This window comes from Sulfurovum sp., assembly GCF_015493435.1.
In the GTDB taxonomy this organism is placed as follows: Bacteria; Campylobacterota; Campylobacteria; order Campylobacterales; family Sulfurovaceae; genus Sulfurovum.
Window position 1 is genome coordinate 50,164 of the sequence record NZ_WGDD01000048.1, and the last position, 25,091, is coordinate 75,254.

At 44.4% G+C, this 25,091-nt stretch carries 30 protein-coding genes; 9 read left to right on the top strand and 21 right to left on the bottom strand.

Translation table 11 applies throughout. The features are described 5' to 3' along the window. Window position 1 precedes the first annotated feature (1 nt). Window positions 2-775 carry a TatD family hydrolase gene (locus F8L24_RS08375; RefSeq protein ID WP_294954465.1) on the bottom strand — a complete coding sequence of 258 codons (774 nt, stop codon included), beginning with the start codon at window positions 773-775 and terminating at the stop codon, window positions 2-4. Between the two features lie 200 nt (window positions 776-975). Here F8L24_RS08375 and F8L24_RS08380 point away from each other — a divergent pair, with 200 nt between their 5' ends. Continuing rightward, window positions 976-1,884, top strand: coding sequence for an Hpt domain-containing protein (locus F8L24_RS08380; protein WP_294954468.1), 909 nt, complete (start codon window positions 976-978; stop codon window positions 1,882-1,884). 4 nt (window positions 1,885-1,888) lie between these two features. Here the strand turns inward: F8L24_RS08380 and F8L24_RS08385 are convergent, their stop codons facing one another. Both F8L24_RS08385 and F8L24_RS08390 read right to left on the bottom strand, forming a co-directional pair. Continuing rightward, window positions 1,889-3,418: an AAA family ATPase gene (locus F8L24_RS08385; RefSeq protein WP_294954470.1), complete on the bottom strand. Its 1,530-nt coding sequence runs from the start codon at window positions 3,416-3,418 to the stop codon at window positions 1,889-1,891. Beyond that, window positions 3,412-4,290 (bottom strand): NAD(+)/NADH kinase, encoded by an 879-nt coding sequence (locus tag F8L24_RS08390; RefSeq protein WP_294954473.1) that lies wholly within the window; start codon window positions 4,288-4,290, stop codon window positions 3,412-3,414. The genes F8L24_RS08385 and F8L24_RS08390 overlap by 7 nt, the downstream gene beginning before the upstream one ends. 262 nt (window positions 4,291-4,552) lie before the next feature. Here F8L24_RS08390 and F8L24_RS08395 point away from each other — a divergent pair, with 262 nt between their 5' ends. The 4 genes from F8L24_RS08395 (at window position 4,553) to F8L24_RS08410 (ending at window position 8,035) form a co-directional block, all read left to right on the top strand. Continuing rightward, window positions 4,553-5,575 carry a cytochrome-c peroxidase gene (locus F8L24_RS08395; protein ID WP_294954476.1) on the top strand — a complete coding sequence of 341 codons (1,023 nt, stop codon included), beginning with the start codon at window positions 4,553-4,555 and terminating at the stop codon, window positions 5,573-5,575. 86 nt (window positions 5,576-5,661) lie between these two features. Then, window positions 5,662-6,852 carry an NnrS family protein gene (locus tag F8L24_RS08400; RefSeq protein WP_294954479.1) on the top strand — a complete coding sequence of 397 codons (1,191 nt, stop codon included), beginning with the start codon at window positions 5,662-5,664 and terminating at the stop codon, window positions 6,850-6,852. 154 nt (window positions 6,853-7,006) lie between these two features. After that, window positions 7,007-7,210 carry a hypothetical protein gene (locus F8L24_RS08405; RefSeq protein WP_294954482.1) on the top strand — a complete coding sequence of 68 codons (204 nt, stop codon included), beginning with the start codon at window positions 7,007-7,009 and terminating at the stop codon, window positions 7,208-7,210. A 3-nt stretch (window positions 7,211-7,213) separates the two neighbouring features. Next, window positions 7,214-8,035 carry an HAD-IIB family hydrolase gene (locus tag F8L24_RS08410; RefSeq protein WP_294954484.1) on the top strand — a complete coding sequence of 274 codons (822 nt, stop codon included), beginning with the start codon at window positions 7,214-7,216 and terminating at the stop codon, window positions 8,033-8,035. Window positions 8,036-8,038: 3 nt separating this feature from the next. On the opposite strand, the gene F8L24_RS08415 is transcribed toward F8L24_RS08410, so the two are convergent. The 6 genes from F8L24_RS08415 to F8L24_RS08440 are packed head-to-tail and all read right to left on the bottom strand — an operon-like array spanning window position 8,039 to window position 11,789. Continuing rightward, entirely contained in the window at window positions 8,039-8,386 is a 348-nt protein-coding gene (locus F8L24_RS08415) for a hypothetical protein (protein ID WP_294954487.1), read from the bottom strand. 37 nt (window positions 8,387-8,423) lie between these two features. Beyond that, window positions 8,424-9,092, bottom strand: a complete 669-nt coding sequence (gene murU, locus F8L24_RS08420; protein ID WP_294954490.1) for an N-acetylmuramate alpha-1-phosphate uridylyltransferase MurU — start codon at window positions 9,090-9,092, stop codon at window positions 8,424-8,426. Beyond that, entirely contained in the window at window positions 9,089-9,430 is a 342-nt protein-coding gene (locus tag F8L24_RS08425) for a HepT-like ribonuclease domain-containing protein (RefSeq protein ID WP_294954493.1), read from the bottom strand. The genes murU and F8L24_RS08425 overlap by 4 nt, the downstream gene beginning before the upstream one ends. Then, window positions 9,423-9,725, bottom strand: a complete 303-nt coding sequence (locus F8L24_RS08430) for a nucleotidyltransferase domain-containing protein (protein WP_294954495.1) — start codon at window positions 9,723-9,725, stop codon at window positions 9,423-9,425. The genes F8L24_RS08425 and F8L24_RS08430 overlap by 8 nt, the downstream gene beginning before the upstream one ends. A 35-nt stretch (window positions 9,726-9,760) precedes the next feature. After that, window positions 9,761-10,714, bottom strand: coding sequence for a phosphotransferase (locus tag F8L24_RS08435; protein WP_294954498.1), 954 nt, complete (start codon window positions 10,712-10,714; stop codon window positions 9,761-9,763). Further along, window positions 10,707-11,789, bottom strand: coding sequence for an anhydro-N-acetylmuramic acid kinase (locus F8L24_RS08440; protein WP_294954501.1), 1,083 nt, complete (start codon window positions 11,787-11,789; stop codon window positions 10,707-10,709). Before F8L24_RS08440 ends, F8L24_RS08435 begins: the two co-directional genes overlap by 8 nt. A 134-nt stretch (window positions 11,790-11,923) precedes the next feature. Here F8L24_RS08440 and F8L24_RS08445 point away from each other — a divergent pair, with 134 nt between their 5' ends. After that, window positions 11,924-12,505, top strand: coding sequence for a hypothetical protein (locus F8L24_RS08445; protein ID WP_294954504.1), 582 nt, complete (start codon window positions 11,924-11,926; stop codon window positions 12,503-12,505). On the opposite strand, the gene F8L24_RS08450 is transcribed toward F8L24_RS08445, so the two are convergent. From F8L24_RS08450 to F8L24_RS08465, 4 genes are read right to left on the bottom strand one after another with little or no spacing between them, the layout of a single operon-like run. Beyond that, the gene (locus F8L24_RS08450; RefSeq protein WP_294954506.1) at window positions 12,487-14,016 is read right to left on the bottom strand and encodes a sodium:solute symporter; all 1,530 of its coding nucleotides are present in this window, start codon (window positions 14,014-14,016) and stop codon (window positions 12,487-12,489) included. The genes F8L24_RS08445 and F8L24_RS08450 overlap by 19 nt on opposite strands. Further along, entirely contained in the window at window positions 14,016-14,729 is a 714-nt protein-coding gene (locus F8L24_RS08455) for a peptidoglycan recognition family protein (RefSeq protein WP_294954509.1), read from the bottom strand. The genes F8L24_RS08450 and F8L24_RS08455 overlap by 1 nt, the downstream gene beginning before the upstream one ends. 26 nt (window positions 14,730-14,755) lie before the next feature. Then, window positions 14,756-15,310, bottom strand: coding sequence for a hypothetical protein (locus F8L24_RS08460; protein ID WP_294954512.1), 555 nt, complete (start codon window positions 15,308-15,310; stop codon window positions 14,756-14,758). Next, entirely contained in the window at window positions 15,297-15,605 is a 309-nt protein-coding gene (locus tag F8L24_RS08465) for an AtpZ/AtpI family protein (protein WP_294954515.1), read from the bottom strand. The genes F8L24_RS08460 and F8L24_RS08465 overlap by 14 nt, the downstream gene beginning before the upstream one ends. A 236-nt stretch (window positions 15,606-15,841) precedes the next feature. On the opposite strand from F8L24_RS08465, the gene F8L24_RS08470 reads away from it, so the two are divergent. After that, window positions 15,842-16,345: a YeeE/YedE thiosulfate transporter family protein gene (locus F8L24_RS08470; RefSeq protein WP_294954518.1), complete on the top strand. Its 504-nt coding sequence runs from the start codon at window positions 15,842-15,844 to the stop codon at window positions 16,343-16,345. Then, window positions 16,345-17,004, top strand: a complete 660-nt coding sequence (locus F8L24_RS08475) for a YeeE/YedE thiosulfate transporter family protein (protein WP_294954520.1) — start codon at window positions 16,345-16,347, stop codon at window positions 17,002-17,004. Before F8L24_RS08470 ends, F8L24_RS08475 begins: the two co-directional genes overlap by 1 nt. A gap of 387 nt (window positions 17,005-17,391) precedes the next feature. Here the strand turns inward: F8L24_RS08475 and katG are convergent, their stop codons facing one another. From katG to F8L24_RS08505, 6 genes are all read right to left on the bottom strand, one after another. Beyond that, a complete protein-coding gene (gene katG / locus F8L24_RS08480) occupies window positions 17,392-19,554 on the bottom strand; it encodes a catalase/peroxidase HPI (RefSeq protein ID WP_294954523.1) in 2,163 nt (720 codons plus the stop codon). A 200-nt stretch (window positions 19,555-19,754) separates the two neighbouring features. Next, window positions 19,755-20,213, bottom strand: a complete 459-nt coding sequence (locus F8L24_RS08485) for a nuclear transport factor 2 family protein (RefSeq protein ID WP_294954526.1) — start codon at window positions 20,211-20,213, stop codon at window positions 19,755-19,757. A 59-nt stretch (window positions 20,214-20,272) separates the two neighbouring features. After that, a complete protein-coding gene (locus F8L24_RS08490) occupies window positions 20,273-20,845 on the bottom strand; it encodes a TetR/AcrR family transcriptional regulator (protein ID WP_294954527.1) in 573 nt (190 codons plus the stop codon). A gap of 85 nt (window positions 20,846-20,930) precedes the next feature. After that, window positions 20,931-21,242, bottom strand: coding sequence for a type II toxin-antitoxin system RelE/ParE family toxin (locus F8L24_RS08495; protein WP_294954530.1), 312 nt, complete (start codon window positions 21,240-21,242; stop codon window positions 20,931-20,933). Continuing rightward, window positions 21,235-21,528 carry a type II toxin-antitoxin system Phd/YefM family antitoxin gene (locus F8L24_RS08500; RefSeq protein ID WP_294954534.1) on the bottom strand — a complete coding sequence of 98 codons (294 nt, stop codon included), beginning with the start codon at window positions 21,526-21,528 and terminating at the stop codon, window positions 21,235-21,237. The genes F8L24_RS08495 and F8L24_RS08500 overlap by 8 nt, the downstream gene beginning before the upstream one ends. A gap of 133 nt (window positions 21,529-21,661) precedes the next feature. After that, on the bottom strand, window positions 21,662-21,802 hold the full coding sequence (locus F8L24_RS08505) for a hypothetical protein (protein ID WP_294954537.1): 141 nt from the start codon (window positions 21,800-21,802) through the stop codon (window positions 21,662-21,664). A gap of 118 nt (window positions 21,803-21,920) precedes the next feature. Here F8L24_RS08505 and F8L24_RS08510 point away from each other — a divergent pair, with 118 nt between their 5' ends. Beyond that, window positions 21,921-23,453, top strand: a complete 1,533-nt coding sequence (locus F8L24_RS08510) for a BspA family leucine-rich repeat surface protein (RefSeq protein WP_294954540.1) — start codon at window positions 21,921-21,923, stop codon at window positions 23,451-23,453. Window positions 23,454-23,575: 122 nt separating this feature from the next. On the opposite strand, the gene F8L24_RS08515 is transcribed toward F8L24_RS08510, so the two are convergent. Beyond that, on the bottom strand, window positions 23,576-24,037 hold the full coding sequence (locus F8L24_RS08515) for a YchJ family protein (protein ID WP_294954542.1): 462 nt from the start codon (window positions 24,035-24,037) through the stop codon (window positions 23,576-23,578). A gap of 1 nt (window position 24,038) precedes the next feature. Then, window positions 24,039-25,091, bottom strand: a 1,053-nt coding sequence (locus F8L24_RS08520) for a glutamate-1-semialdehyde 2,1-aminomutase (RefSeq protein ID WP_294954545.1), incomplete at its 5' end; no start/stop codon positions are given.

Genomic DNA, 25,091 nt, shown 5'->3' on the forward strand with positions numbered 1-25,091 from the left:
CCTACTGCAGTCCGAAAAGTCTTTCGGCATTGTGTGTGGTCAATGTTTCCATACGGGATCTCGGCATGTCACTCAGCTCTGCCATCTTTTGTGCTACGAAGGTACAATAGGCGGGTTCATTCCGTTCACCCCTGTGGGGATGCGGTGTCAGATAGGGGGCATCTGTTTCGATCACCAGCCGCTCAAGAGGGATTTTCGGATACACATTAACCAGTTTTCTGGCATTTTTGAATGTCAGTACGCCTCCGATCCCATAATAAAAGTTTTTCGCTGCGAGTTTCAGCAGAGATTCATCTGCATTGTAGCAGTGTAGCACACCGCCCTCTTCTCCTGCATAGGCTTCAAGCAATTCCAGTGAATCGGCATTGGCATCCCTGATATGGACTATCAGCGGTTTTTTCAATTCTTTTGCCAAAAGGATCTGGTCTGTAAAAACCTCTTTCTGCAGCTTTTTCTCTGCAGCAGTTTCCGTTTCGCCCTCAGGCAGTCGAAAATAGTCCAGCCCGCATTCACCAATAGCAACACACTTCGGGTGAGCAGTGAATTTTTCCAGAAAAGCACGGTCATAGTTCCGGGAATCATAAGGATGGACACCCGCAGCGAACCACACAGCATCGTGCTGTTCTGAAATCTCAACAGCCCTTTCCAGACTTTCAGGGTCTGCTCCGGGTATAATAAATTTTTCTACACCGTTTTCCCTGGCATAGTTTATCACTTCTTCAAGGTCATCATTGTACCGTGCATCGTCAAGATGGCAGTGTGTGTCTATTATCATATTTTTTACAGAACCCTGTTTTTTGGGTGAATTATAACAAAATTTACTGTTTTGGCAGCCTAAATGAAACTTACTCTAATCTTAAATGGGTTATAGTTATTTATCAATTAAAAATGGAAGATACAATAAAACCGCTGTAAACTGTGTGGTGAATGATATATTTTTATTGTACAGTCCGATGAAAAGAGGAGGTCTTTCCTATGGCTGCTTATATTATCCTGTTTATTATAATTCTTATTTTTGCACTGCTTATCTATAACCCGGGTAAAACCCCACCCCCTCCGGAAGAAGAAGAAAAACCCTCAGACAACAGAAATAAAGAAGCTGAGGCCCAAAAAAAAGCCGAAGCCCAAAAAAGGACAGACGAGGAGCAAAAAGCTGCCAGGGAACGTACCAAAGTACAATTAGAACAAAGAGCCAGAGAAAAAGCAGCTAAAGAGCGTGAAGCACAGCAGAAGGCTGCAGAGCTGGAAACTGCCAAAAAAGCTTTGGAAAAAGAGGCTGCTGCCAAAAAAGAAGCGGAACGACAGGCGGCGGAAGCTGCTGCCGTAAAAGCCGAAGCAGAGAAAAAAGCCGCGGAAGAGGCGGCAAAGAGAAAAAAAGAACAAAAAAAGCGCGAGGCCAGAGAAAAAGCAGAGGCCGAGGCAAAAGCCAAAGAGACTGCCAGACGCGAAGCGGAACGGCAGGCGGCGGAAGCAGCGGCCCAAAAAGAGGAAGAAGAAAGAAAAGCTGCAAAACAGGAAGCCAAAGAAACAGTGGCAGAAAGCATTCCGGAAATACCGGAATATCCTGAATTCAGCCATTCAAGACTGCTTGAAATGGGACTCTCGGACGAGGAGGCAAGAGAATTTGTCGATGAACTCATTACACAGATCGAGAATCAGATCCCTCTTATTCAGGCAGCCATTGATGCAAACGATTTTCATCAAATGGAGCGCATGACGCACAGTATCAAAGGTTCTTCAACCAATATCGGTACCGGCGGGGTAGCCGATCTGCTGGTAGACTATAACACTTATCTTAAAACAGGCCATGACCTTCCCCTTGCCAAAGCCTACCTTGAAAACCTGAAGATCTATCTTGCAAAACTCCAAGAGCAGTACCGGTAGACTACTATGCTCTCAGTTTTTTGGCAAAAGCTACCGCCTGCTCTGTCGGATTTTCACCAGCGATAATACGGGATATCTCTTCAATACGTCCCGCATCATCCAAAACCTGTACCCTGCTCTGCATGCCTTCTTTCGTAACCACAATATGCTGATCTGCTTTCGCAGAAAGATGAGGCTGGTGTGAAATCGCAAATATCTGATAGACCGAAGAAAGTTTTGCGATCAGTGTGGCAATAGCGATCGATTCGTCTCCGCTGACATTGGCATCGATCTCATCGAGTATCAGCACGCCCTGCCCTTCAGACTTTTCATCGATACTGACTGCCATGAGTGCCAGGCGAAGTCGGTTGAACTCCCCGCCGCTCAGAGTCGCTGTACCCGAACTGCCCAATCCTGCTTCTATCTCGTCTATACCTGTTTCACCCAGCGCAACGCCTCTGAAACCAAAATGCATGGCAGAAAGCTTCAATGCTTCAAGATAAGTCGCCAGTCTTTTCTCGATCTCTTTTGCTTCTTTCTGACGTGCCAGGGAAATTTTCTGTGCCAGGGTAAAAAGCTCTGAATATTCCAGGTCCAGGAACTGTTCAAGCAGGCTTTTGTCACGCTCAATGTTTTCATACCCGGAAAGTTCAGCCTTTTTATCTTCTTTATATATCAGAGCTTCCTCTACAGAGCCATAGCGGTTCTTCAGGGCGGTCAGGTCACTCAGCCTGTCAAGCACTTCTTCCACATCGGTCTCTTCAAGTTCATCTGCAAGTATCTGCGTCTCTTCAAAATCGGCACGAAGCTGATTCATCGCGTCAAAGAATACATCACCCTCTTTCTCCAACAGACGGTAAACTTCCTCTATGCTGCTTTCCAGTTCGAAAATACCGGAAGCCTTCTCAAGTGCAGCTCTGATCTTGTCCACCCGAGAAAGCTGTTGTTTGATTTTCAGCAGTTTTTCTTCTTCCCCCGGCTGGGGGTCGATGCGTTCTATCTTTTCTATCTCATAGGCTGCAAACTCGATCAGTTCGGCCAGTCTGCTTTCATCTTCCTTGATCTTTTGCAGTTCCTGGGCTTTGCTTTTGTAGTGTGCATAACGTTTTTTGTACTCTTTCAGCAATGCTTTGAAATGTTTTTCCCTGCTTTTGATGGAATCATCGATCATTTCGATGAGTGTTTCTGATTCAAAACCGCTTTTGTCACGTACACTGAGATAGCGCACATACGGTTTAAAAAGTTCTGCCAGCGTTTTTTTGGAAATGTTCTGTCCGTCGATAAAGTAGCGCAGCTTCTCTTTTTTGAGTGCTTTGAGTGTCAATTCTTTTTCAAGCATATAGGCATCGCTTTTCAGTTTCGGCGGTTTGTTCACTGAAAGCTCGCATAAAGCGGCTGCACCCTGTGTCGCAAAGCCGAAACTGGAAAGAAGTGCGGAGATCAGTACCGATTTCCCTGCTCCGCTCGGTCCGCTCAGCACAACCAGTCCCTTGTCAAACTCCAGTTCCACTTCACGAAAAGTCACCAGGTCACGCAAATAAAGCCGCTCTACCAATTTCGGTCTCCCCAGTGCAGTTTTTCACGAAGCACGGAAAAGTAGTTATGTTCTTTCCTGTGGATCAGTGTCGCACCCTTTTTGGCACCGGCAATATAGAGAACATCACCTTCATCCAGATCATAGACTTCCTGTCCGTCAATAGAAGCAATAGCACGATATTTCTCCGCATCAAGTTCAATACCGAAATCAGCCGGTACGACAAGAGGGCGCTGATTTGCCAGCGAATGTGCCAAAACCGGGGTAATGATGAATGCCTGTGTCAGCGGGTACAAAATAGGGCCGCCGGCAGAGAGATTGTATGCTGTTGAGCCTGTCGGGGTAGAAATAATGAGCCCGTCACCCGTATAGCTGTTAAAACGTTCACCGTCGATAGAGGCATTGACCTTCACCATTTTGGAAGGTTCGGGAGAGGTAATGACTACATCATTAAAGGCAATAAAGCGCTTTTTGTCTCCATTCTTTTTTTCGATATATCCCTCGATCATCATACGGTCATCTATACGGTACTCACCCAAAAGCAGACGCGCGAGAAAAGCATCTACTTCATCAATAGTGATATCGGCCAGAAATCCGAGATTTCCTGCATTGATACCTACTACCGGTTTATGAAAACCGTAACTTCTGCGCACCAGAGAAAGCAGTGTACCGTCTCCTCCGAGAGAGACAAGAAAATCGGAATTTTCACACATTTTTTCAAAAGGTACTCCCGGAAGTCCGACCATTGCAGCAGATTTTTCGGAAAGCATTACATTAATACCCTTTGCCTCGAACTGTGCTTTTATCGTTTGATACAACGCTTTGATCTCGGGAGACTCCGGTTTCAATATGAATCCGGCCGTTTTGGTCCGTGCTAATTTCTCTGTTTTCATATGTATCCTGTAGGGGTTCTATGGTCCGCCTGATAAAACGCGGTTCATCATTGATTCATACATGTAGGGTATCATAATGTTGCTTTTGCAGGTTAAAAAAGTGTCGAATTGTCATATTTATCTTTCCTGATGTTTAGAGAATATACAAAAAATCCATCTTTAATTCAATATATAGATAAAAATTCTTATTTAATAAATTTAATCGTTATTTAAGCATGACTGTCCTATAATTCTTTTTATACAATTATTTAGGAGCAAATCAATGAAAACAATTAAAGTCGTAGGGATGTCACTGCTGGCATCTTCTTTACTGTTCGGTGCAGGAAGTCTTGCTGAGAAAGCCAAAAGTGTGGGATTAAAAGCCATCCCTGCAGACAAAGCGGCACTGATGAAGCTGACAGACCCTGACAAGACGGTTACCCCTGCAAGAGTTGAACTGGGTAAAAAACTTTATTTCGAACCGCGTCTTTCCAAGAGCGGTATCATTTCGTGCAACACGTGTCACAACCTTGGACTGGGCGGTGTAGACGGTATTCCTGCGGCAAGAGGCCATATGTGGAGAGCCAACCCTCACCACCTCAACTCTCCGACAGTTTACAATGCTGTATTCTTCGACAGACAGTTCTGGGACGGACGAAGCCCTAATCTTGAAGACCAGGCACAGGGTCCTATGCAGGCGGCACCTGAAATGGCTGCGGCACCTTCTCTTGTAGAGGCAAGGGTCAACTCTATCCCTGCCTATGTTGATGCATTTAAAAAAGCATATGGCAAAGATGTTAAGGTAGATTTTGTAACCATCACAAAAACCATCGGTATTTTTGAAAGAACCCTTGTCACACCATCAAGATTTGACGACTATCTCAACGGTAAAGAGAATGCTCTGAGCAAAGAGGAAAAAGAGGGTCTTGCCACTTTCATTGACAAAGGATGTACTGCCTGTCATACAGGTATTGCCCTGGGAGGAAGCATGAAACCTTTCCCTACAGTTGGAAAGTTCAAGTATGCCAATGTAGGTGACTTCAAAGGAGACAAGAACGGTTTGGTCAAAACACCGACACTCAGGAACATCACAGAAACAGCACCCTACTTCCATAACGGAACCGTATGGAATCTTGCCGAAGCTGTCAAAATCATGGGTGAAACACAGCTTGGTATGAAAATTTCCGATGAAGACGCCAAAAAGATCGTGACTTTCTTCGGTGCACTCAAAGGAAGAAAACCTGAGATCATTTACCCTCAGTTTCCCGCAAGTACAGCGAAAACGCCCAAGCCGGAATTCAATTAAAGTACTTTCTTTTCCCGCCTCTTCCGGGGCGGCTCAATTTTCTCTATATATTATTTTGTTATGATATCTTTTAAAAAAGGTATCCTATGCATATGAATTTTTCGGAAGAGGCTGAAGACAGCTATTTCTTCTCCCAGCCACATCAGCCTTTTTTCATTCTCGCTTTTATCAGTGCTCTCGCCGGTATGCTGTTGTTTATGCTTTCCTATAAAGGCATACTGAACCTGTCCGTTTCGCCTGTCGGTTTTCATGTCTATGTATTTACCTATCTGATGTTCACACCTGCCTTTTTCGGATTTCTTTTTACAACATTCCCCCGTTTTACTGCCACACCGCCCATTGACAAAAGTGTATATATGCGTATTTTCAGTTTTTACTATATCGGTGCAACACTCATACTGCTTGGCAGTATTGTCACGCCGGTTTTTTCCGGAATCGGTATGAGCATCGTTTTCATCGGCCATTTCATGGGTACCCAGGTACTCAGAAAAATCTATAAGACCACTGTTATGGAAGACAAACACGATATCTTCTGGATACTTACAGCCATGAGCATCGGGGTGTTTGCACATTTTCTCTTCATTATTGCAGCATTTTTTTATGCACCGCTCATGGGTCTTTCCATAGAAATATCCGTTTATCTCTTTCTTTTTCTGCTGACCTTTTCCGTCGCACAGCGTATGGTTCCTTTTTTCTCCCACTGTACAGTCGAACGCAACCCGTATTTGATGAGAAGTATTTTTATACTGCTTATTTTGCATATACTGCTTGAAGGTTTCTATACCAACAGCTCATTCATTGTTGATCTGCTGATCGGTGTACTGATCGCTAAAGAACTTCACCGCTGGAAACTCCCTTTCCCCAACCCGAATCCCCTGCTCTGGATCCTGCATATCGCACTGTTCTGGGTGCCTGTGGCTTTCATACTTTCAGGCCTGGTAAACCTTGTCACCCTCCTCAGCGGTATCAGTTTCCTTGCACTGGACATACATATGCTCGTGCTTGGCTTCGTTCTGACCATACTGATCGGTTTCGGTACCCGCGTGACCATCGGGCACTCAGAAAATATGCTGCAGGCCGACAAATGGACCACGCTGCTCTTTTACTGGACACAGGTCGTCGTCGTATCCCGTATCCTTGTTTCTCTTGCCGCTGCACTGGGTTATCATTTTATTATTCTCTTCGATATCTCTGCAACAGCCTGGCTCCTGCTGTTCATTGTCTGGGCTGTCCGTTTTTTCGATGTACTCATCAGAGGAAAAAAGCTTACTTCATAGAAGGTATGCAACAGCGTACTCCCCCTGATGACCCACGGTGCATTTCAAATTTCATACAACCCCCTTCAACAGGCGCACTGCACAAATTGCAAGAATGCTATTTCGAGATTCGGGGTATCTTCCCTTTGCTCCTGACTATGCTATAATGGCATTTATGAAAAAATTATTCTATGCTGCACTTCTGTCAACACTGCTTTTTGCTGCAACACCTGAACAGGTAGAAAAATATCTTTCTGTAACCTATGCCGAAGAACAGCTCCTTGAACTTGAAAAGCACTTTTCCGTGATGCAGAGCAATTTTAGCCAAAACGATGAAAATACAGCCAGTACCTACGCTATTTTCAGGCACAAAAGATAGACTATGAAACCCATTTATATTACTGACCTCGACCATACCTTTCTGCGTACAGACCAGACCATAAGTCCTTTCAGCAGAAGTGTATGGAATGAGAAAAATCACAGCGCCATACTCTCCGTAGCGACAGCGAGAAGTTTTCAAAAAAGTCACGACTTTCTTGAAGCCCTGCATCTGCATGCACCGATGATCCTGCTTGATGGCACTATGATCGTCTCTCCTGAAAAAGAACTCATTGATATCAAGCTTGTCAATAAGGCACTCGGGGATGCCGTCATAGACGAAGGCACAAAATTCGGTATTTTTCCCTTTGTCATTGCACTGAAAGATATGGATCTCAATGAAGCCTTTCTTTTTCCTACGGCACTCAACACACACCAGCACGGTGTCCTTGAAAATTACCGTAATGACCCGCGTATGGTCGAATGCACAGAGATACGGGCTAGAGAGATGAATTTAAAGATTGTCTATTTCGGCAGCTATGCCGTGCTCAAACCGCTGACAGACCATATGCGGCAAACATTCGGGAAAGAACTGGAGTACAAACTTTCACCGGAAAAATACTCTGACGGCTGGTTTCTTACCATCCTGCATCCCGAAGGTGACAAAGCACATGCCCTGAAAAAAGTAATGGAGCATTTGGGCAGAAGTTTGGAAGATGTTACCGTTTTTGGAGATTCAGTCAATGATATCGGCATGTTCAAACTTGCCGGTACTTCCGTAGCGGTCTCAAATGCATTGGATGAAGTGAAAAGTGTGGCGGATATCGTACTGCCCCACAGCAACGATGAGGATGCTGTGGCACACTACCTCGCCAGGCAGAACTAAGATTTACTTTGAGATCGGGCTCGAACAGCCTATGCGTCCCTGCTTTGCAAGTTTTTCATAGATCGAAGGGGTGCCTTTGCCGATGGCGACTCCCATTTCCTCTTTAGCGCTCTCCTCTTCCCAGGTGATATCGCCTTTCTTACAGTCGCTCAGGCCGATCTTCTGGTAAAACACGATGACCTTCTCATCGACGTACGGCGAGACATGCGCCCCTTTGGGGATATTGTACGATTTGCCCTTCACCGATACGACCGTGGTATCGGAGGGGTCGAAGTCAGGCTGGTTGCTGCTGCATCCTGTTGCCAAAAGCAAAGTCATAGCCGATGCTGTTATAATTAATCTGTTTCTCATTGTATTCTTCCTCATTTATTTGATACGGTAATTGTATCTAATTACTATTGAAAAGCTGGGCATTCAACCGTTCGAGTCTTTCGGGCGTACCGATGTCAAGCCACTCCCCCTCATAGAGCTCTCCGGTGACCCTTCCCTCCTTCATAGCCGCCCTCAACAGAGGTACGATACTGCTTTTCCCGTAGGGAACCCCCTCAAAGAGCTTTGGCGAATAATACCCGATACCGGCAAAAGTATACTCCCTGGCATCCACCACTTTTCCCCCAAGCAGCGCGAAGTCGCCTTCAGGGTTGTGTTCGGGGTTAGGGACCAGCACGAGATGCGCCAGGATGCCTTCGGGAAGCGCTTTGTTGACATCAAAGTCATAATCGGTAAAGATATCCCCGTTAACGACCAGAAAGGTCTCCTCACCGAGCAGAGGCAGGGCTTTGACGATTCCCCCGGCACTCTCCAGACATCCCTCTTCCTGCTCATCGGAGTAGGAAAGTTGCACCCCCCACTCGGACCCGTCCCCCAAAGCCTCTTTGATCTTATAGCCCAAATGCGCCACATTGATGACGATCTCCCTGAAACCGTCATGCTCAAGACGCTCGATATGCCAGACGATAAGGGGAATACCTCCCACCTCCAAAAGCGGCTTGGGCGTATGGTCCGTCAACGGACGCATCCGCGTACCGAGTCCCGCGGCAAGTATCATGGCTTTCATAAGGCAAACCTTTCCAGTTTTATTTTCATTTCGGGGAAATACTCATCAATGACTTTTTCGATCAGATAGAGATCAACACCATCATAGTCATGTACGATAAAATTACGGGTTTCATAGGCCCCTTTCTGCTCGACTTCAAGACCAAGATCGGTGATAACACTTTGTTCTATCTTATTGAGTGTCTCCCCTATTTGGGAGATAGCCATCAAAAGGGCCAGTTGTCCTTCCGTATCTTCCAGTGCGCTGACCACATTACCATGCCTTTTGACTATAAATTCGATCTTCTCGATCATCTCAAGAAGAAAAGCGATCTGTACCTCTGCCTTCCTTTTAGACATTCAACACTCTGGAAAGCATATATTTTTTTGCGGTTTCGGAAAGACCTCTTGAAGCGATAAGATCCACCTCTTTATGCAGTTTTTCCGCCAACAACTGTTTGATCTCCGCAATACGGGAAAAAGTGGCAAACCCATGATATTTTCGAACGAATGTATCATCTACATGGTAGAGTATATCCACATCACTTGCAGCCGTATGGTCGCCATATGCATAGGAACCGACGATACCGTCTATCATGAAGCCTTCATTTTCCAATTGGGGTTTCATCTTTTTCAATACAGATACGACATCCATGCATGGTCCTTCACTCTAAAATTGATTTTATTATACTATATCTTCGGCTCAAATGACAAACGGCCAAGCATAGTGGCAAAATCCCGGGTCTCCGGGTACAGGGAAGCCGTTTCCAGCACATACTTCAGTGTCAAAGGTATATCCTTCAGGTAGCCGTCCTTGCCGTCCCTCAGATGAAGGCGGGAGAAGATCCCCAGTACTTTGATGTGCCGCTGCAAGCCCATGAAGTCGAACCATTTCAGAAAGTGCGCGTCTTCCACTTTCAAACCTGCCTGGTCCCGGTAGTAGAGCGCAAGGCGTTCCATTTCATCTCCGGGCCATTCGATATAGCAGTCTTTCAGAAGAGAGACAAGGTCATAGGTGACCGCTCCTGCCCTTGCATCCTGAAAATCGATCACCCCTACTTCATTTTGGGGTGTCAGCATAATGTTTCTGGAATGGAAATCACGGTGCACAAATACACCCTGCGGCTGCTCCAGTACCACATCGGCGATCCTCTCCAGTGTCTCTTTGAGTATGTTCTGCTGATCTGCTGACAATACCGCCCCCAGATATTTTTCCAGATACCACTCCTGCATCAGGTCCATTTCGAACAGTAGGAATGCTCTGTCATACAGAGGCAGTCCATCTGTATCCGCCTTTTGCATTTTGACGATTTCGTCGATGGCTTTGACGTAAAGTTCACGGTAATTCTGTTCATTCAGCACATCGAGGTAATGCGTGTTTCCAAAGTCTTCGAGGATCAGGTATCCCAGTTTAATATTTTTTACTATGATACGGGGAACACGTACGTTCACCGCACTGAGCCTCTCGTTCATCTCCACGAACGGAGGCAGGCTTTCAAGCATCAGGGAGCTGTCCATAAGAATATAGCTCTCTCCCTGCCTGCGCAACCGGTAGTACGACCTGAAACTCGCATCGGCAGAAGCGACTTCAATTTCCCACTCCCCCCAGCCGATACTCTCGAGCCACGCTTCGATCTTATGCATAGACGCCTCCAAGGATGGCGTTGCGGCTTGCCCCCGTCACATCTTTGAGGTTCACATGTTCATGGTGCAGGCGTTTGTAGGCAAGCCACGCGAAGGTCATCGCCTCTATGTTGTCCGCATCCTTGGCAATGCCTATCTGCACATTGGGCATCAGCACAGCGAGCCGTTCAACCAAAAAAGCATTTTTGGCCCCTCCGCCGCAAAGCAGCAGGATGTCGGGGTTGGACTTCAGGACCTCATTGGAGATGCTGATGGCGGTCAGTTCGAGCAGGGTCCGCTGGACATCCTCTGGATGCAATGTTGAATGTTGAATGTTCTTCATCAGCCATTCTTTGTTGAACTTCTCGCGTCCGGTACTTTTGGGGTGCGGCTGTGCAAAGTACGGGTCTTCCAGCATGGACTCGAGAAGCGGGTAAATCACTTCTCCGCTTTGGGCCCATGCTCCGTTCCTGTCATAGGCGACGCCCTGATGCTCGGCGATCCACAAGTCCATCAGTACGTTTCCCGGGCCTGTATCGTATCCCAGGAGCGTTTTTCCCAGTACGGTGATGTTTGCCATGCCTCCGATGTTCAAAATGCCTATAGAGGCATTTGGGGCTTCCGTGTTACCGAAAAGAAAGGCATGGAATGCCGGAGCGAAAGGGGCCCCCTCTCCTCCGAGCGCCACATCTTTCTGCCTGAAATCCGCCACGACCCTGATGCCCGTTCGGACCGCGATCGTACCCGGATCCCCCAGCTGCAGGGAAAAAGGATACTCCCCTTCCGGTGCATGCCAGAGCGTCTGTCCGTGCGAACCAATGGCTTTGATGCTTTTGGGGTCTGCCTTTTCCTGTGCCAGCAAGGCATTAACCGCATCGGAGAACAACAGGGCCAGCCTGATATTCACAGTACCTACCCGGGCCAGCGTACATTCTCCGCCGATCATGGCAAGTATCTCCTCTTTCAGGTCTGAAGGAAAGGGATATTCGAGGGAAGCTTTGAGCTGACAGCTATACCTGTCTATCTCGCACAGTACTACATCCACACCGTCAAGCGAAGTACCGGACATAATACCGATATAGCGTTCTTTATTCATAATTTTCCTCTTTATCTATCTAAACGGTATTTTATCATACTTTATTCGGCTTCTTCACAATCACTCCACTATGGCCTCACAAAACCTACACAAACTTGTTTTATCATGCCTCATTACAACAAAAGGAGTCACCTATGACACGAAGATTTTTAAAGATCCTTGCTCTGACCGGTCTGGCTTTTATGGCCACGACACTGTTCGGAGCACAACCGCAGCCTCTGAGCGAAGTCAAGATCCAACAGCTTGACAGACAGCTGACACAGCACAAAACACAGTACCGGAACTTTCATACCAAACAGGAGTTCAAACACCGCATGAAACGCCCGACAGTCATGCATCATCTCGGGCAGCAGTACCGCAGCAGGCCATACCGCTATGACCACCCCGAAGAAAGACACTACGTACAGGGTCGCTACAGGGAACGCTACTCCGAAGCTTTTTACGGCATTCCCAGAAGCTACCATGTTCAGTATGGCCGCGGACACAGGCACCCCAGGCGAGGATGGGTGCTCGCCTACCGCTATGACAGAGCAGCTTTTTATGACCGAGACGGGTTTTACTACAGTTATTTTAACCGGTACGGATATTATTTTGAAGGTGTATTTTACCGCTACGACCGGTTTTATACCTACCGTGACCGGCTAAGGGGAAGAGGACTCTTTGACCGCTATTTCTACCAGCCAGCAGACTACCGGTACTACGGGTTCTGCCCGTAGACAGAGGCAGGGGACTTTCCCGCCAGCATCACGGAAAATGCTACAAGCGTGCCGAACAGTATCTGCCAGGCGAAGCCCAGTTTGAAACCGAACACGGCACCCAGCATATAGGGCTGAAGCAGCAGTACTGTCAGAAAGCCGCCGATAAGGGCAAGAGGTACAGTCGCAGCATTGCCGCGTTTGGTAAAGATGGCGGCACCGTAGACACCGAGCAGACCGGTATAGGCAAAAGCCATCACACCCAGTGCAAAACTGAGCAGCGGAAGTTCCGTGTAACGCTGCCAGTAGTAGCTTACCATAGCCATAAGCGAAAGTGCCAGCGCAAAAAGCAGTATGGAAATTCTTGACGCTCTGACAAAATACATTTCATCCACATTACCTTTTTTCTGCCGCCACGGCTTGTAGAGATCTTCGATTGCCACAGAGGACATCGCACCGAGGACAGAGTTGGAAGAAGAGAGTGCCGCTGCTACAGCCCCTACAGTCACAAGGCCGCGCATACCTTCAGGCATTTCATGAAGAATATAATACATAAAGATCGTGATCTTCTCTCCGTCAAATTTCTGTACGACATGGGTATTCAGGCCGGAAAGTTCCGGATGCTGGTAAAAAAGGTAGAGCAGCAGTCCGATACAGAGGAACAGAATTGCCACAGGAATGGTCATATAGATGGAGAACATCAGGGATTCCTGCGCCTCTTTGGTATCTTTACAGCTCAGTGCCCTCTGTGTCATATCCTGATCGAGCCCATAGGCTGCAATATTAAGCAGCAGCCAGCCGCCGAGCAGAGCCCAGACGGAAAACCCGCCGTTAAGAGACCAGTCCAGCATTTTAAGCTTGTGGTCTGCCTGAAGGGTCGAAACGATCGTACCGAAATCGCTGTTGATATTCATATAAAGATAGATCAGAACGGCAATACCCGCCCCAATATAGGTAACTGCCTGAATAATATCGGAGAAGATCACCGACTTGACACCGCCGAAATAGACATAGGCCAGAGCTCCCAGCATCAAAATACCAATGGAGACGGCCACATGACCTGCTGCAATATCAAGAAAAAGAATCATCGAGATCGCCAGTGCGCCAATGTAAAGTCTGGCCCCCGAAGCAAACAGGCGCCCGACAAGAAACATCACTCCCGCCTGCTTTTTGGCAGCAGTACCGTAACGCTTTTCCAGCAGTTCATATACTGTCACGGCTTTGATAGCATAAAAGCGGGGAATCAGGACTTTGGCTACAAACAGGACAGCAAGAAAAGCGGAAAAATAAAAACCGATAAAAGTAAGGTCTTTACCGTAGGAATATTCCGGCCCGCCAAGGAAGGTGGCGGCAGACTGTGAAGTAGCAAGCACCGACATTGCCACGGCAAACATGGGTACCGTATTGCTTCCGACAAAATAGTCTCTGGTATTTCTGATCTTTCCCCGGCTCAGCAGTACGGAAGTGATGATAAGCATAAGAAAGTAAGCGGCAAAGATCACCCAGTCCAGCACGGAGAAAGCAGAATGCATTATCTGCCTTTGGGAGGGGTTTTAAGATGCAAGTCTTTCACTGCTTTTCGTACATCATGCATAAATTTTCTGCCCGGATCGTTCTTTACCGTCCGGTATCCTTTGTCTTTTTCCAGCCATAATGGTGTACGCTCCATCTGCCTGTACTCATAGTGTCCTATAAGGTACTGAATGGTCGGGTACTTCGCTTTGAGGTAACGTACCAGCGCAATATTGGAGTGAAGCTGTGCCGCAGTGAGGTCATCTGCTTTATTGCCCTTCCCCCCGACATTTTCAACACCGATACTCGAATAGTTCAGTCCGATGACATGGCGTGCCATCCAGTTCTCCGGCATCAAACGGTAAATAGTTCCGTCTCGGTCTACCAGGAACTGGGCAGAGACATTCAGTGCAGAAGCTTTGGCAATATCTTTTCTGTCACTAAGCAGTTTTTGTGGCTTGAGACGATTGAAAGACTTTTTAAAATTCATCTCTGCCGTCCAGTGCAGTACTATGATACGCGGTGTAATGGCAATGTTTTTTACCTTCATCCCGTAATGCTGTCTGATATACGCTTTGGTCATATTTACACGCGCTTTACCAAAATCGATCGGCTTCTCCACTATTTTCAAAGGAGGCTGTATGGGTTTTGTTGAACATTTGTAATGATCTGCCTGCATATTCTGAACCCCAAGTGTCAGAAGCACCAGTGCGCCCAGTAAAGTTTTTGTCATAAAGAAATTCCTCTTTTCCATATTGTTTATCCTATCTTGTTTTCGATATGGTTCTCTTTGCTGCGAATCAGAATAGTTACAACCACAATCGGGGGTATGCCCAACGCGACAATGTAACTGGGAATATCCAGCAAACCATGACGGTTCAAATAAAGAAACCCCAGTATCAGTACCGCATAAGCTCCCAGCCGGTACAGGGAGAGTGCAGCTTTGGTATCTTTAAGCACTTGAAAAAGAGTCCGCCTGTTCTCTTTAAGTTTTTGCTTCTCTTCTTTGACCGTTTCGGAAAAATCTTTCTCTTCTTCGGGTATTTCAACGGTTTCGCTGTACAGATCATGCGGATCTTCAAGTTTGTCAATGACATCTTTGGAGTCATCCATGGTAATAATGTCATGTTCTACCCGTGTATTGACCATGCGACGGTAACTGTTCATCGAAGCGAACATGACCAGTGCCGCGGAGATAAAACCTATCTGTGTATTCCAAAGTATTTTAATATCAAAAAATATCAGTGCTATGGGGATCAAGACAATATCAACGGCAACAAGCGATAGAAAAATCTTCCTGTTAATACTTGTCATCCTCGTCCTCATCCTCTGTTTTAGGGTGTCTGTAATTTCGGTAGCGCGGGTCATTGGCCAGTTCATCGAGCGATTTTTTCTGCTTTGCATACGCCTTATAGACATTTAAAACAGCTGCGCCAAGACCGATAAGCACCCCGATCCAGAGTGTCCATACGGCACCGGTGAGTTTTTGCAGCCCCAGTCCCAGTGCCACACCGATCAGTACTGCCACCACAATAGATATACCGAGACTCAGTCCGTCTGCGGCATCTACGATCTTTTTAAACTTCGGATCATCTTCTTTTTTTTGCATAATGCTTTCCTTTTTATCCCGGAAGATACAATAGAATCGTTAAAGATTCTGCTGATGCCTGATCTGTAAAAAATTGGTAATCTCTACTACATCACACGGGTTCATGAAGAGAGATTATAGCAAAAGGGTACTTTAGCTCTTTTATTTCAAAAAAAATGTACAAAATCATAAAATAATTAGATTTTATTATAATTATGCTTTTATGTTATAATACGGAAAAATCAGAAAGGATTACTATGAGTCGATTACCATGGTGGACCGGCGGCATACTGATGTCAGGTCTTTTACTTTTAACATTCTCTGTTTTCGGAGCGGACAGGCCCATAGGTGCTTCTACCTATGTACCCTACTTTGCAGGACTCGTCTTTGATCTCAGCCCGGAAAAATACAGTTATCTCAAAGAGATTCAAAATCCGGGAGCCTGGGAAGGGGTCATGCTGCTGGGTGCTTTGTTCGGCGGTTTTGTTACTTCTGTATTTATTACTAAAAGTTTCAGGATCTCACTGATCCCTACAGGCTGGAAGAAATATAAGAACAATTCCGTGCTCTCCAGACTGCTTTGGAGCTTTGTTTCGGGTTTCTTTATGATCATCGGTGCACGCCTTGCAGGCGGATGTACCTCAGGACACTTTATGTCCGGTATGAGTCAGATGGCTATCTCGTCCATGATCTTTGGTACCGTGGTGATGATCGCACTGGTCATTACAGGTAAATTTTTCTATAACACAAAGGAGAAATGATGGATGTCAGAATTATTACAGACGGTCAGGATTTCGCTTCACGCATCGCCCAAATGTTTGAAACAGTCATACATGAGGGACACGGCTCTTTGGCACTGGTCTTTCTAATCGGTATTATTTTCGGCGGTATCATTCAGTATACCCGTGTAGACAAATTTGAAAAGATCGCCGGTTTTTCGATGCTGAAAGATACCATCGTACCCAAAATGCTCTTTCTTGCCGTAGGACTGACCAGCATAGGTCTTTACTTTATGGTCGAGGCGGGATGGGCACATTATCATATCAAACCGGTCATTTGGCAGGGACTCCTCATCGGCGGTACACTTTTCGGTATCTCCATGGCGATCATGGGAAAATGTCCGGGGACCGGGCCTGTTTCCATTGCTGAAGGACGTATCGATGTACTGGTCGGTGCCATCGGCGGACTTTTCGGCGGTTTGGTATTTACACTCTATTATGATGATTTCTTCAAAGCGCTGATGGGCAAAAGTCTCGGCAAGCTGACACTGCCCCAGTTTTTCCAGGGACATGAACACATTGTAGTACTTATTTTTGGTGTTGTCGTTTCACTCATCGCTATCGTTATTCCAAAAATAGAAATGTTCGACGAAGCAGACCTCAGCCAGCTTCCCGAAGATGAAAGACCGGACAGACAGTAACCCGGCCATGTATTCCCCTTCCTTTCAAGGCTGACAAGGAAGGAGAATATATAACCCGATCTTCTCTTATATCACTCCTCCCCTGCATATTACCTGCATTGACTGCGGCCAGTCCTTCATATTTTTTCGCGTATATCTTACCTCGTCTCCTACTCTCAAAAGTTAAGATGTTTAATTGGTGCGGTAATAGATAAACGTCTCAAACATTACCCTGTCCAAAAAGCATCAAAGTAACTTTTTTGATATAGTGTAAATATACAGTCGTGATAAAAAATTTTCAGGATAACAGCAAGCTTCAAGGAAATGGTAACATTACTATGAAGAGGAAACATTTGGTAAATAACACAACGATGTGCGGCAGAGGATTGGTTATCATCCTCTACCCCTTTATATTCTATAAAATCGATCTAAATTCATCACTTTATGCCATGCAGCTATAAAGTCATCAATAAATTGTTCTTTTGTGTCATCTTGGGCATAGAATTCTGTTTGTGCTCTGAGTTGAGAATTGGAACCAAAGATTAAATCTGCTCGTGTCGCTTTATATTTTACTTCACCATTACTGTGTGATTTTCCTTCAAAAAGGCTTGATTCTTCATTTAACGGTTTCCATTCAATGTCCATATCTGTTAGGTTTACAAAAAAATCATTACTAAGCACTCCTATGTTGTCTGTTAAAACTCCATATGGATTTGCATTATAATTTACTCCAAGAACACGCATACCGCCAACTAAAACAGTCATCTCTGGAACACTCAGTGTCAATTGCTGTGCTTTATCGAGTAAGAGTTGTTCGGCAGGTACTTCACAATCAGCCTGTAGATAGTTTCTAAAAGCATCCCCTTCCGGCTCAAGGTAACTAAAACTATCTACATCAGTCTGTTCTTGTGTAGCATCATTTCTCCATGGTGTAAAAGGAACAGTTCTTTCATAGCCTCCTTTTTTGACAGCTTCCTCAAGAGCGGTATTTCCTGCTAAAATAATCATATCTGCCAACGAGATAGAACTCTCATGACTTGCATTAAACTCTGCTAGTATAGCTGTGAGTGCCTGTAAAACTTTTTGTAATTGTTGTGCTTCATTGACCTCCCATCCGTTTTGAGGGCTTAGTGCAACTCTTGCGCCGTTAGCACCGCCTCTTTTGTCAGAGTTTCTAAATGTGGAAGCAGAAGACCAGGCTGTATAGAGAAGTTGGGAGATACTCACAGAGGTATTCAAGATCTTTGTTTTAAGCGCTTGTATCTCTTCTTCATTGACAAGTGTATAATTTACTTCAGGAATGGGGTCTTGCCAGAGAAAATCATCTTGTGGGACTTCTGGACCAAGGTAGCGTGACTTTGGACCCATGTCTCGATGGGTCAATTTAAACCATGCCTTGGCAAAACTCTCGGCAAAGAGTTTTGGATCTTCTAAAAAAGAACGTGAAATCTTTTCAAATTCAGGGTCGAGTCTCAGAGCCAAGTCTGTTGTAAACATGATAGTACTCTCTTTTTTACCTGCAATATGAGCATCGGGTGCTAAATCTTTTTCTTGCGGATTTATGGGTACCCATTGCCATGCGCCGGCAGGACTTTTTTGAAGGTTCCATTCATATTTAAAGAGTATTTCCAGATAGCTGTTATCCCATTTTGTCGGTGTAGGTGTCCATGCACCCTCTAAGCCGCTTGAAATTGTATCTGCCCCTTTACCCTTGCCATAACTGTTTTTCCACCCAAACCCTTGCTCCTCTAAAGGAGCTGCTTCTGGTTCAGGCCCTACATGTTTTTCAGGGCTTGCGGCACCATGACTTTTGCCAAATGTATGTCCGCCGGCTATGAGGGCTATGGTCTCCGCATCACTCATTCCCATTCTTCTGAAACTCTCTCGAATGTCTTGTGCCGCCGCTAAGACATTTGGTGCACCGTTTGGCCCTTCAGGGTTCACATAAATAAGTCCCATTTGCACAGCAGCTAATGGGTTCTCAAGTCCATTCTCTTTTGTGTGGCGTTTATCTTGAAGCCACTCATGCTCATTTCCCCAGTAAATATCTTCTTCACTTTCCCAGATATCTTCACGACCTCCACCAAAACCATAGGTTTTAAACCCCATAGATTCCATCGCAACAGTACCGGCTAGTATCATTAAATCTGCCCAAGATATTTTATTGCCATATTTCTTTTTTACGGGCCACAAGAGACGGCGGGCTTTATCAAGATTCACATTGTCCGGCCAACTGTTTAGTGGAGCGAAACGTTGATTTCCTGTTAAAGCACCACCTCGTCCATCCATGATTCTGTATGTACCGGCACTGTGCCATGCCATTCGGATAAAGAAAGGGCCATAGTGCCCATAGTCCGCCGGCCACCATGCGACTGAATCTGTCATCAACTGCTCAAGATCTTTTTTCAGTTGAGCAAAATCAAGTTTTGCAAATGCTTCTTTATAAGATTCATCACTGTGTGTTGGTTTAAGTGTTTGAGGGTTTTGCGTGAGGATTTTAAGATTTAATTGATTTGGCCACCATTTGGCCACTTCATTTTCACCTAGAAGAGTGTGTTTATATGCTTTCATTGTAAGTCCTTTCAGAGATATTTTAGCAATGGAAAATATTTCTCTTTAAGAAGTATTGCAGAAAGTAACTTAAATAATAATTATTCTTTTTTAGTAAAATTAATTTATTTTATTTTGTTATGTGTTTCTATAGTAAGCTTTTTGCCTATGTTGAAAATCTGCTGCAACAGTTAATTCTTTTAATATTCACATAAGGCATACTATTTTACTAACTCTTGATACTCTTTTAAAAGTTGTGGCGTTTCAATCGAACCATGATGATGAACTTGCTTATATTTTCTATTAATTAGTTTAAATACTCTACTTGTTCTAATTGCAAGTTCTAAATTTTGTTCATTTATTTGTACATATCCTCTTTCTCTGCCTATTGCACAAAATCCACCATCTAAATTAACTATTGTATAATCATAAAATTCAACATATACTTTTGCCTTACCATTAAAAATACGGCTATAAACTGATTTTATTTCATCCCAACCTCGCTTAATTCCACCTAGTGGATTATCCATAGCTATATCCTCATTTTGCAACCAATTTTGTGACATTAATTCAAAATCTTGATTATTAAATGCACTATAGAATTGTGCCAACACTTGAATTGGATTTTTTAAATCATTAAAATTTTCATTACCTGTGATTGCTTTTTGGATTGTTTTCATATCTTCTCCTTGACTGATTGGTCAAGTATATCATAAATAAACCAATTGTTAATAAATAATTATAATTTTTGTAGTTGAAGTTCCAGTTGATTTATAACGATTAGATAGTTTTGTTCATTTTGTGATTTTTTTGCAGTGATTAATGCACCTTCAATTAGGGCAGCGATAAACATTGATAATTTTTTTGTATCACATTTTTTAATTTCATTTATAGCAATTGCTTTATCTAAAGCTATTTTTATTATATTTTCAAAATGAAGATATACACCCTCTAAAGCATCTTTAAAGTCTTTGTCGGACGGAGATAACTCTTGAATAAGATTATTAAGTGGACAACCTTTGATAAAATTAAATTTACTTGTATCTTTTATGATAAGTAATAGTTCATCAATAATGTTTTTTTCAATTGTTAATAAACTAGCATATTTATTTGATAAATTGTTTTTTATAACTTTATCAATTACATCTAACATTAATTCTTTTTTAGATTTATAAAGATGATACATTGAGCCTTTATTTACATTGGCTTTTTTTAGTATTGCACTTAATCCTGTTCCGTGATAACCGTTTTGATATACTTCTTCAAAAGTAGCTTGTAAAAGTTTTTCTTGTGTTGTTAAGTTTTTTTTCATAATATTTGATCATATCATATATGCTATTTTAACTACTTTACTTAGTATCTATAACATTCTACTTCAGTGACGCGAGCGTTCACTGCTAGGCTTTGTTATGTTTTTCAACTCTAGCGTGTGCCTGTTTATAAACTTTCATGTTATCTCGTTTGCCAACAGCAATAATATGTATGAGAATCTCTTTTTCTTTAACTTCATATACAATTCTATATCGCTTATTATCAAAATAGACTTTTTTTAGTCCAGCTAACTCTAGGTTGTTTTTGCTGCCTAAATCTTTCCCTATTTCTGGATTATTTAAAATTTGTGACAACTTTTTCGCAAAAAGTTTTTTTATACTGTTGTTAAGTTTTGCAAGATCTTTTTCAGCCTCTTCATAAAACTTAAAATCATACATCTAAAGACAATCCATGCTTTTTTAACACATCATTTCCATCTAAGAGTTTTTTATTTGTATGAAGTCTATCTTTTAGTTCTTCATACATTGACAAATCTTCGATTAAGTCCATCGCTTCTGCCATTCTTTCATACTCTTCTACCGATAAAATCACTGCATTTAATTTATTGTTTTTCAATATACCTATTTTTTCAACAAGTCCATTTTTGACTTTAGAGATATACTCTCCAAATTGTTTGGATATTTCAGTTGCCGATGCTAATTCATTTTGTGTATATGATACCATATTATTATCCTTTTAATTATACGGATAATTATATCATTTTAATATTATTTTGTAAATGTCCCCATCCACATATTTCCACATATCGTTTACTTTCATGAAGGCTGATCTTTTACAGTAACAGAGCTGTTCCATGCTATGCGGTGATCTCTTTGAGTGTTTCGTAAGCCGCCTTGACCGTCTCTTCTATCATCTCATCCGTGATAGCCGTCGAGATAAATCCTGTCTCGAAAGAGGAGTGGTTTTGCCCGACAGACTCCTTGATAAAGAGGTCCAAAAATACAAAATATTTTCTTCAATTGATTCAATAATCTTGAAAAAAGGGAGGGGGAAGTAGTATAATAAAATATTGATATGTAAAGACATATTCAATAAAAAGTACAAAAGGATAAACAATGAATATGATGAAAATAGGAAAACTTGGGCTGGCAGGTTTAAGTATATTACTCATAGCAGGATGTAAAGGGAAAACTGGCACAGGTGGCAATCCGACACCGACAGTAGAACCAACAGCAACACCGTCACCATCGCCGTCACCATCGCCGTCACCATCGCCGTCACCATCGCCGTCACCATCGCCGTCACCAACACCGGCACCATCGCCATCACCATCACCGTCACCGTCGCCGACGCCATCGCCAGGAGCTTTTGTCATAAAAGTCAAAACCGACAATGCCGGCTCATCAAGCGATGTGGAATTTACCATACCTACTAACAGTTCAGTATACACATACAACTATAATGTGGACTGCAACAATGACGGAACAGATGAAACAACGGGTGAAACAGGAGACTATACCTGTCAATATAATGCAGAAGGCAATTACACCATTGCCATAAGAGGTGATTTTCCACAAATCTATTTTAATAATGGCGGTGATAAAGAAAAACTTCTGTCCGTGGCAGCATGGGGAACACAACAATGGAAATCGTTTAAGAAGGCATTTTTTGGGTGTACCAATATGACCATGACTGCAACGGACATACCTGACTTGTCACATGTGACAGATATGGGCTATATGTTTGCCAATGCATTTGATTTTAACCAGAGCATTGGCGGATGGGATACTTCAAATGTGACAAATATGAGTGGTATGTTTGATGGAGCAACAGCCTTTAACCAAGACATTGGCGACTGGAACACTTCAAATGTGACAAATATGAGTGTTATGTTTTATGATGCTGAGGCTTTTAACCAAGACATTGGCGACTGGAATACTTCAAATGTGACAGATATGAGTGGCATGTTTTCCCATGCATTTAGTTTTAACCAAAACATTAGCGGCTGGAGCACTTCAAATGTGACAGATATGGGTAATATGTTTGTCTATGCATCTGATTTTAACCAGAACATTGGCAGCTGGAACACTTCAAGTGTGACAAATATGGGTAATATGTTTGAGGAAGCAACAGCTTTTAACCAAGACATTGGCAACTGGGACACTTCACATGTGACAAATATGGATTATATGTTTAGTGGGGCTAAAGCATTCAACCAGGATATTCACTTATGGAATACTTCCAATGTAGAAAGTATGCGCTATATGTTCCATGAAGCCCATGCATTTAATCAATCAATTGGCGACTGGAATACTTCCAGTGTGACCGATATGACAGCAATGTTCTATGTGGCTTGTTCTTTTAATCAGCCGATAGGTAACTGGAATACCTCCAATGTCACGGGTATGGAAAGTATGTTGAACATGTATTATTGTTCCGATCGTGGATTTGACAGTCAATTTAACCAGGATATCCATTTGTGGGATACTTCAAATGTAAAAAATATGCATAATATGTTTTATGACGCTGATGCTTTTTCAAATCATGATCTTTCAGGATGGAATGTTGGCAGTGTAACCAATCATGATGGTTTTTGCCATGGTTGGGGAAGCGGAAACACCCCTCCGGATAGTTGGACGTGTAATTAAGCTTTTTTATGAAATACGGCAGGGAAATGTTCCTTGCCGGCAGATTTGACCTTTCTGATTGATAGCAAACGCAGAGGCGAGTCAAAGTGCCTGGTGATAATGATAACTCATTTTCTAGATTCCTACTTTAGCCGTGCAGCACAGCAGCGTTTGTATTTCTTGCCGCTACCGCAAATGCACTGCTCGTTGCGCAAAAAGTTCACTTTGTCCTCGTAAATGTCCCCATCTACATATTTCCACATATCGTTGACTTTCATGAAGGCCGACTTTTCATGGTGCATGTGCTGTACACCGTCGTAAATGTAGTAGGCTTTGAACTCCACCGTATCTTCGCTGTGGTCGACGATCTCGAGGTGCTGCCAGTGGCTGTTGTCCGCCCAGTCCTGGATGAACTTCAGCTCTTCGTCACTCCAGGTATGGTCATGGGTCGTGGCCTGAAGGTAGTTTACGTCACCCAGGCAGTAGGCCGAGTAGCGGGAGCGCATCAGTGCCAGAGCGGTCGGAGCTGCTTTCAGTACCCGAAGGATGGGTTCGCAGCATTTTGAGAAAGGCTTGCCGCTTTTACAGTAACAGAGCTGTTCCATGTTAAGCGGTGATCTCTTTGAGCGTTTCGTAGGCCGCCTTGACCGTCTCTTCTATCATCTCGTCCGTGATGGATGTCGAGATGAATCCTGTTTCGAAAGAGGAGCAGGCAAGGTAGATACCCCTGTCAAGCATCCCTTTATGGAACTTGGCGAAGAGTTTTTGGTCGTTCTCCATCGCATCGGCGAAATTTTTGACCGGTTTGTCGGAGAAGAAGAAGCCGAACATGGAGCCTCTTACATCCGTTACCATCGGGACATCAACGGAGTCTGCCGCTTTTTTGAGCCCCTCCACCAGTTTTTTGGCTTTGTTCCCCAGCTCCACATAAATGGCCGGGTTGGCTTTGAGCTTTCTGAGGCTGGTCAGTCCCGCGGCCATAGCAACCGGGTTGCCCGAAAGCGTTCCCGCCTGATAGACCGGCCCTTCGGGAGAGAGCTGTGCCATGATCTCCGCTCTGGCCCCGAAAGCGCCCACCGGCATACCCGCACCGATGACCTTGCCCAGCGTCACCATGTCGGGCTTGACGGTCGTAATGCCCTGCGCGCCTTTGAGTGAAGCCCTGAAACCGCTCATCACTTCATCGAAGATCAGCAGGGTTCCGTGCGCATCGCAAAGCGCCCGGAGCTGTTGAAGGAATGTTTCTTCCGCAGGCACAAGCCCCATATTCCCCGCGATCGGCTCGATGATCACACAGGCAATGTCTTCCGGAGAATCCGCAAAACACTTCTCGACACTCTCTATGTCATTGTAGGTCGCCAGCAGCGTATGTTTGGTCAGGTCGGCCGGTACGCCCGGGCTCGACGGCGTACCGAATGTCGCAAGCCCGGAACCTGCCTGGACCAGCAGTGAATCGGAGTGTCCATGGTAGCATCCCGTGAACTTCAGGATGTTGTCCCTGCCCGTCACCCCTCTTGCAAGACGGATGGCCGACATGACCGCTTCGGTCCCTGAACTGACGAAACGTACCTTGTCAATACTGTCGAACATCGACACGATCTCCTCCGCCAGCGCCGTTTCGACCGTGGTCGGCGCGCCGAAGCTCAAGCCTTTTCTGAC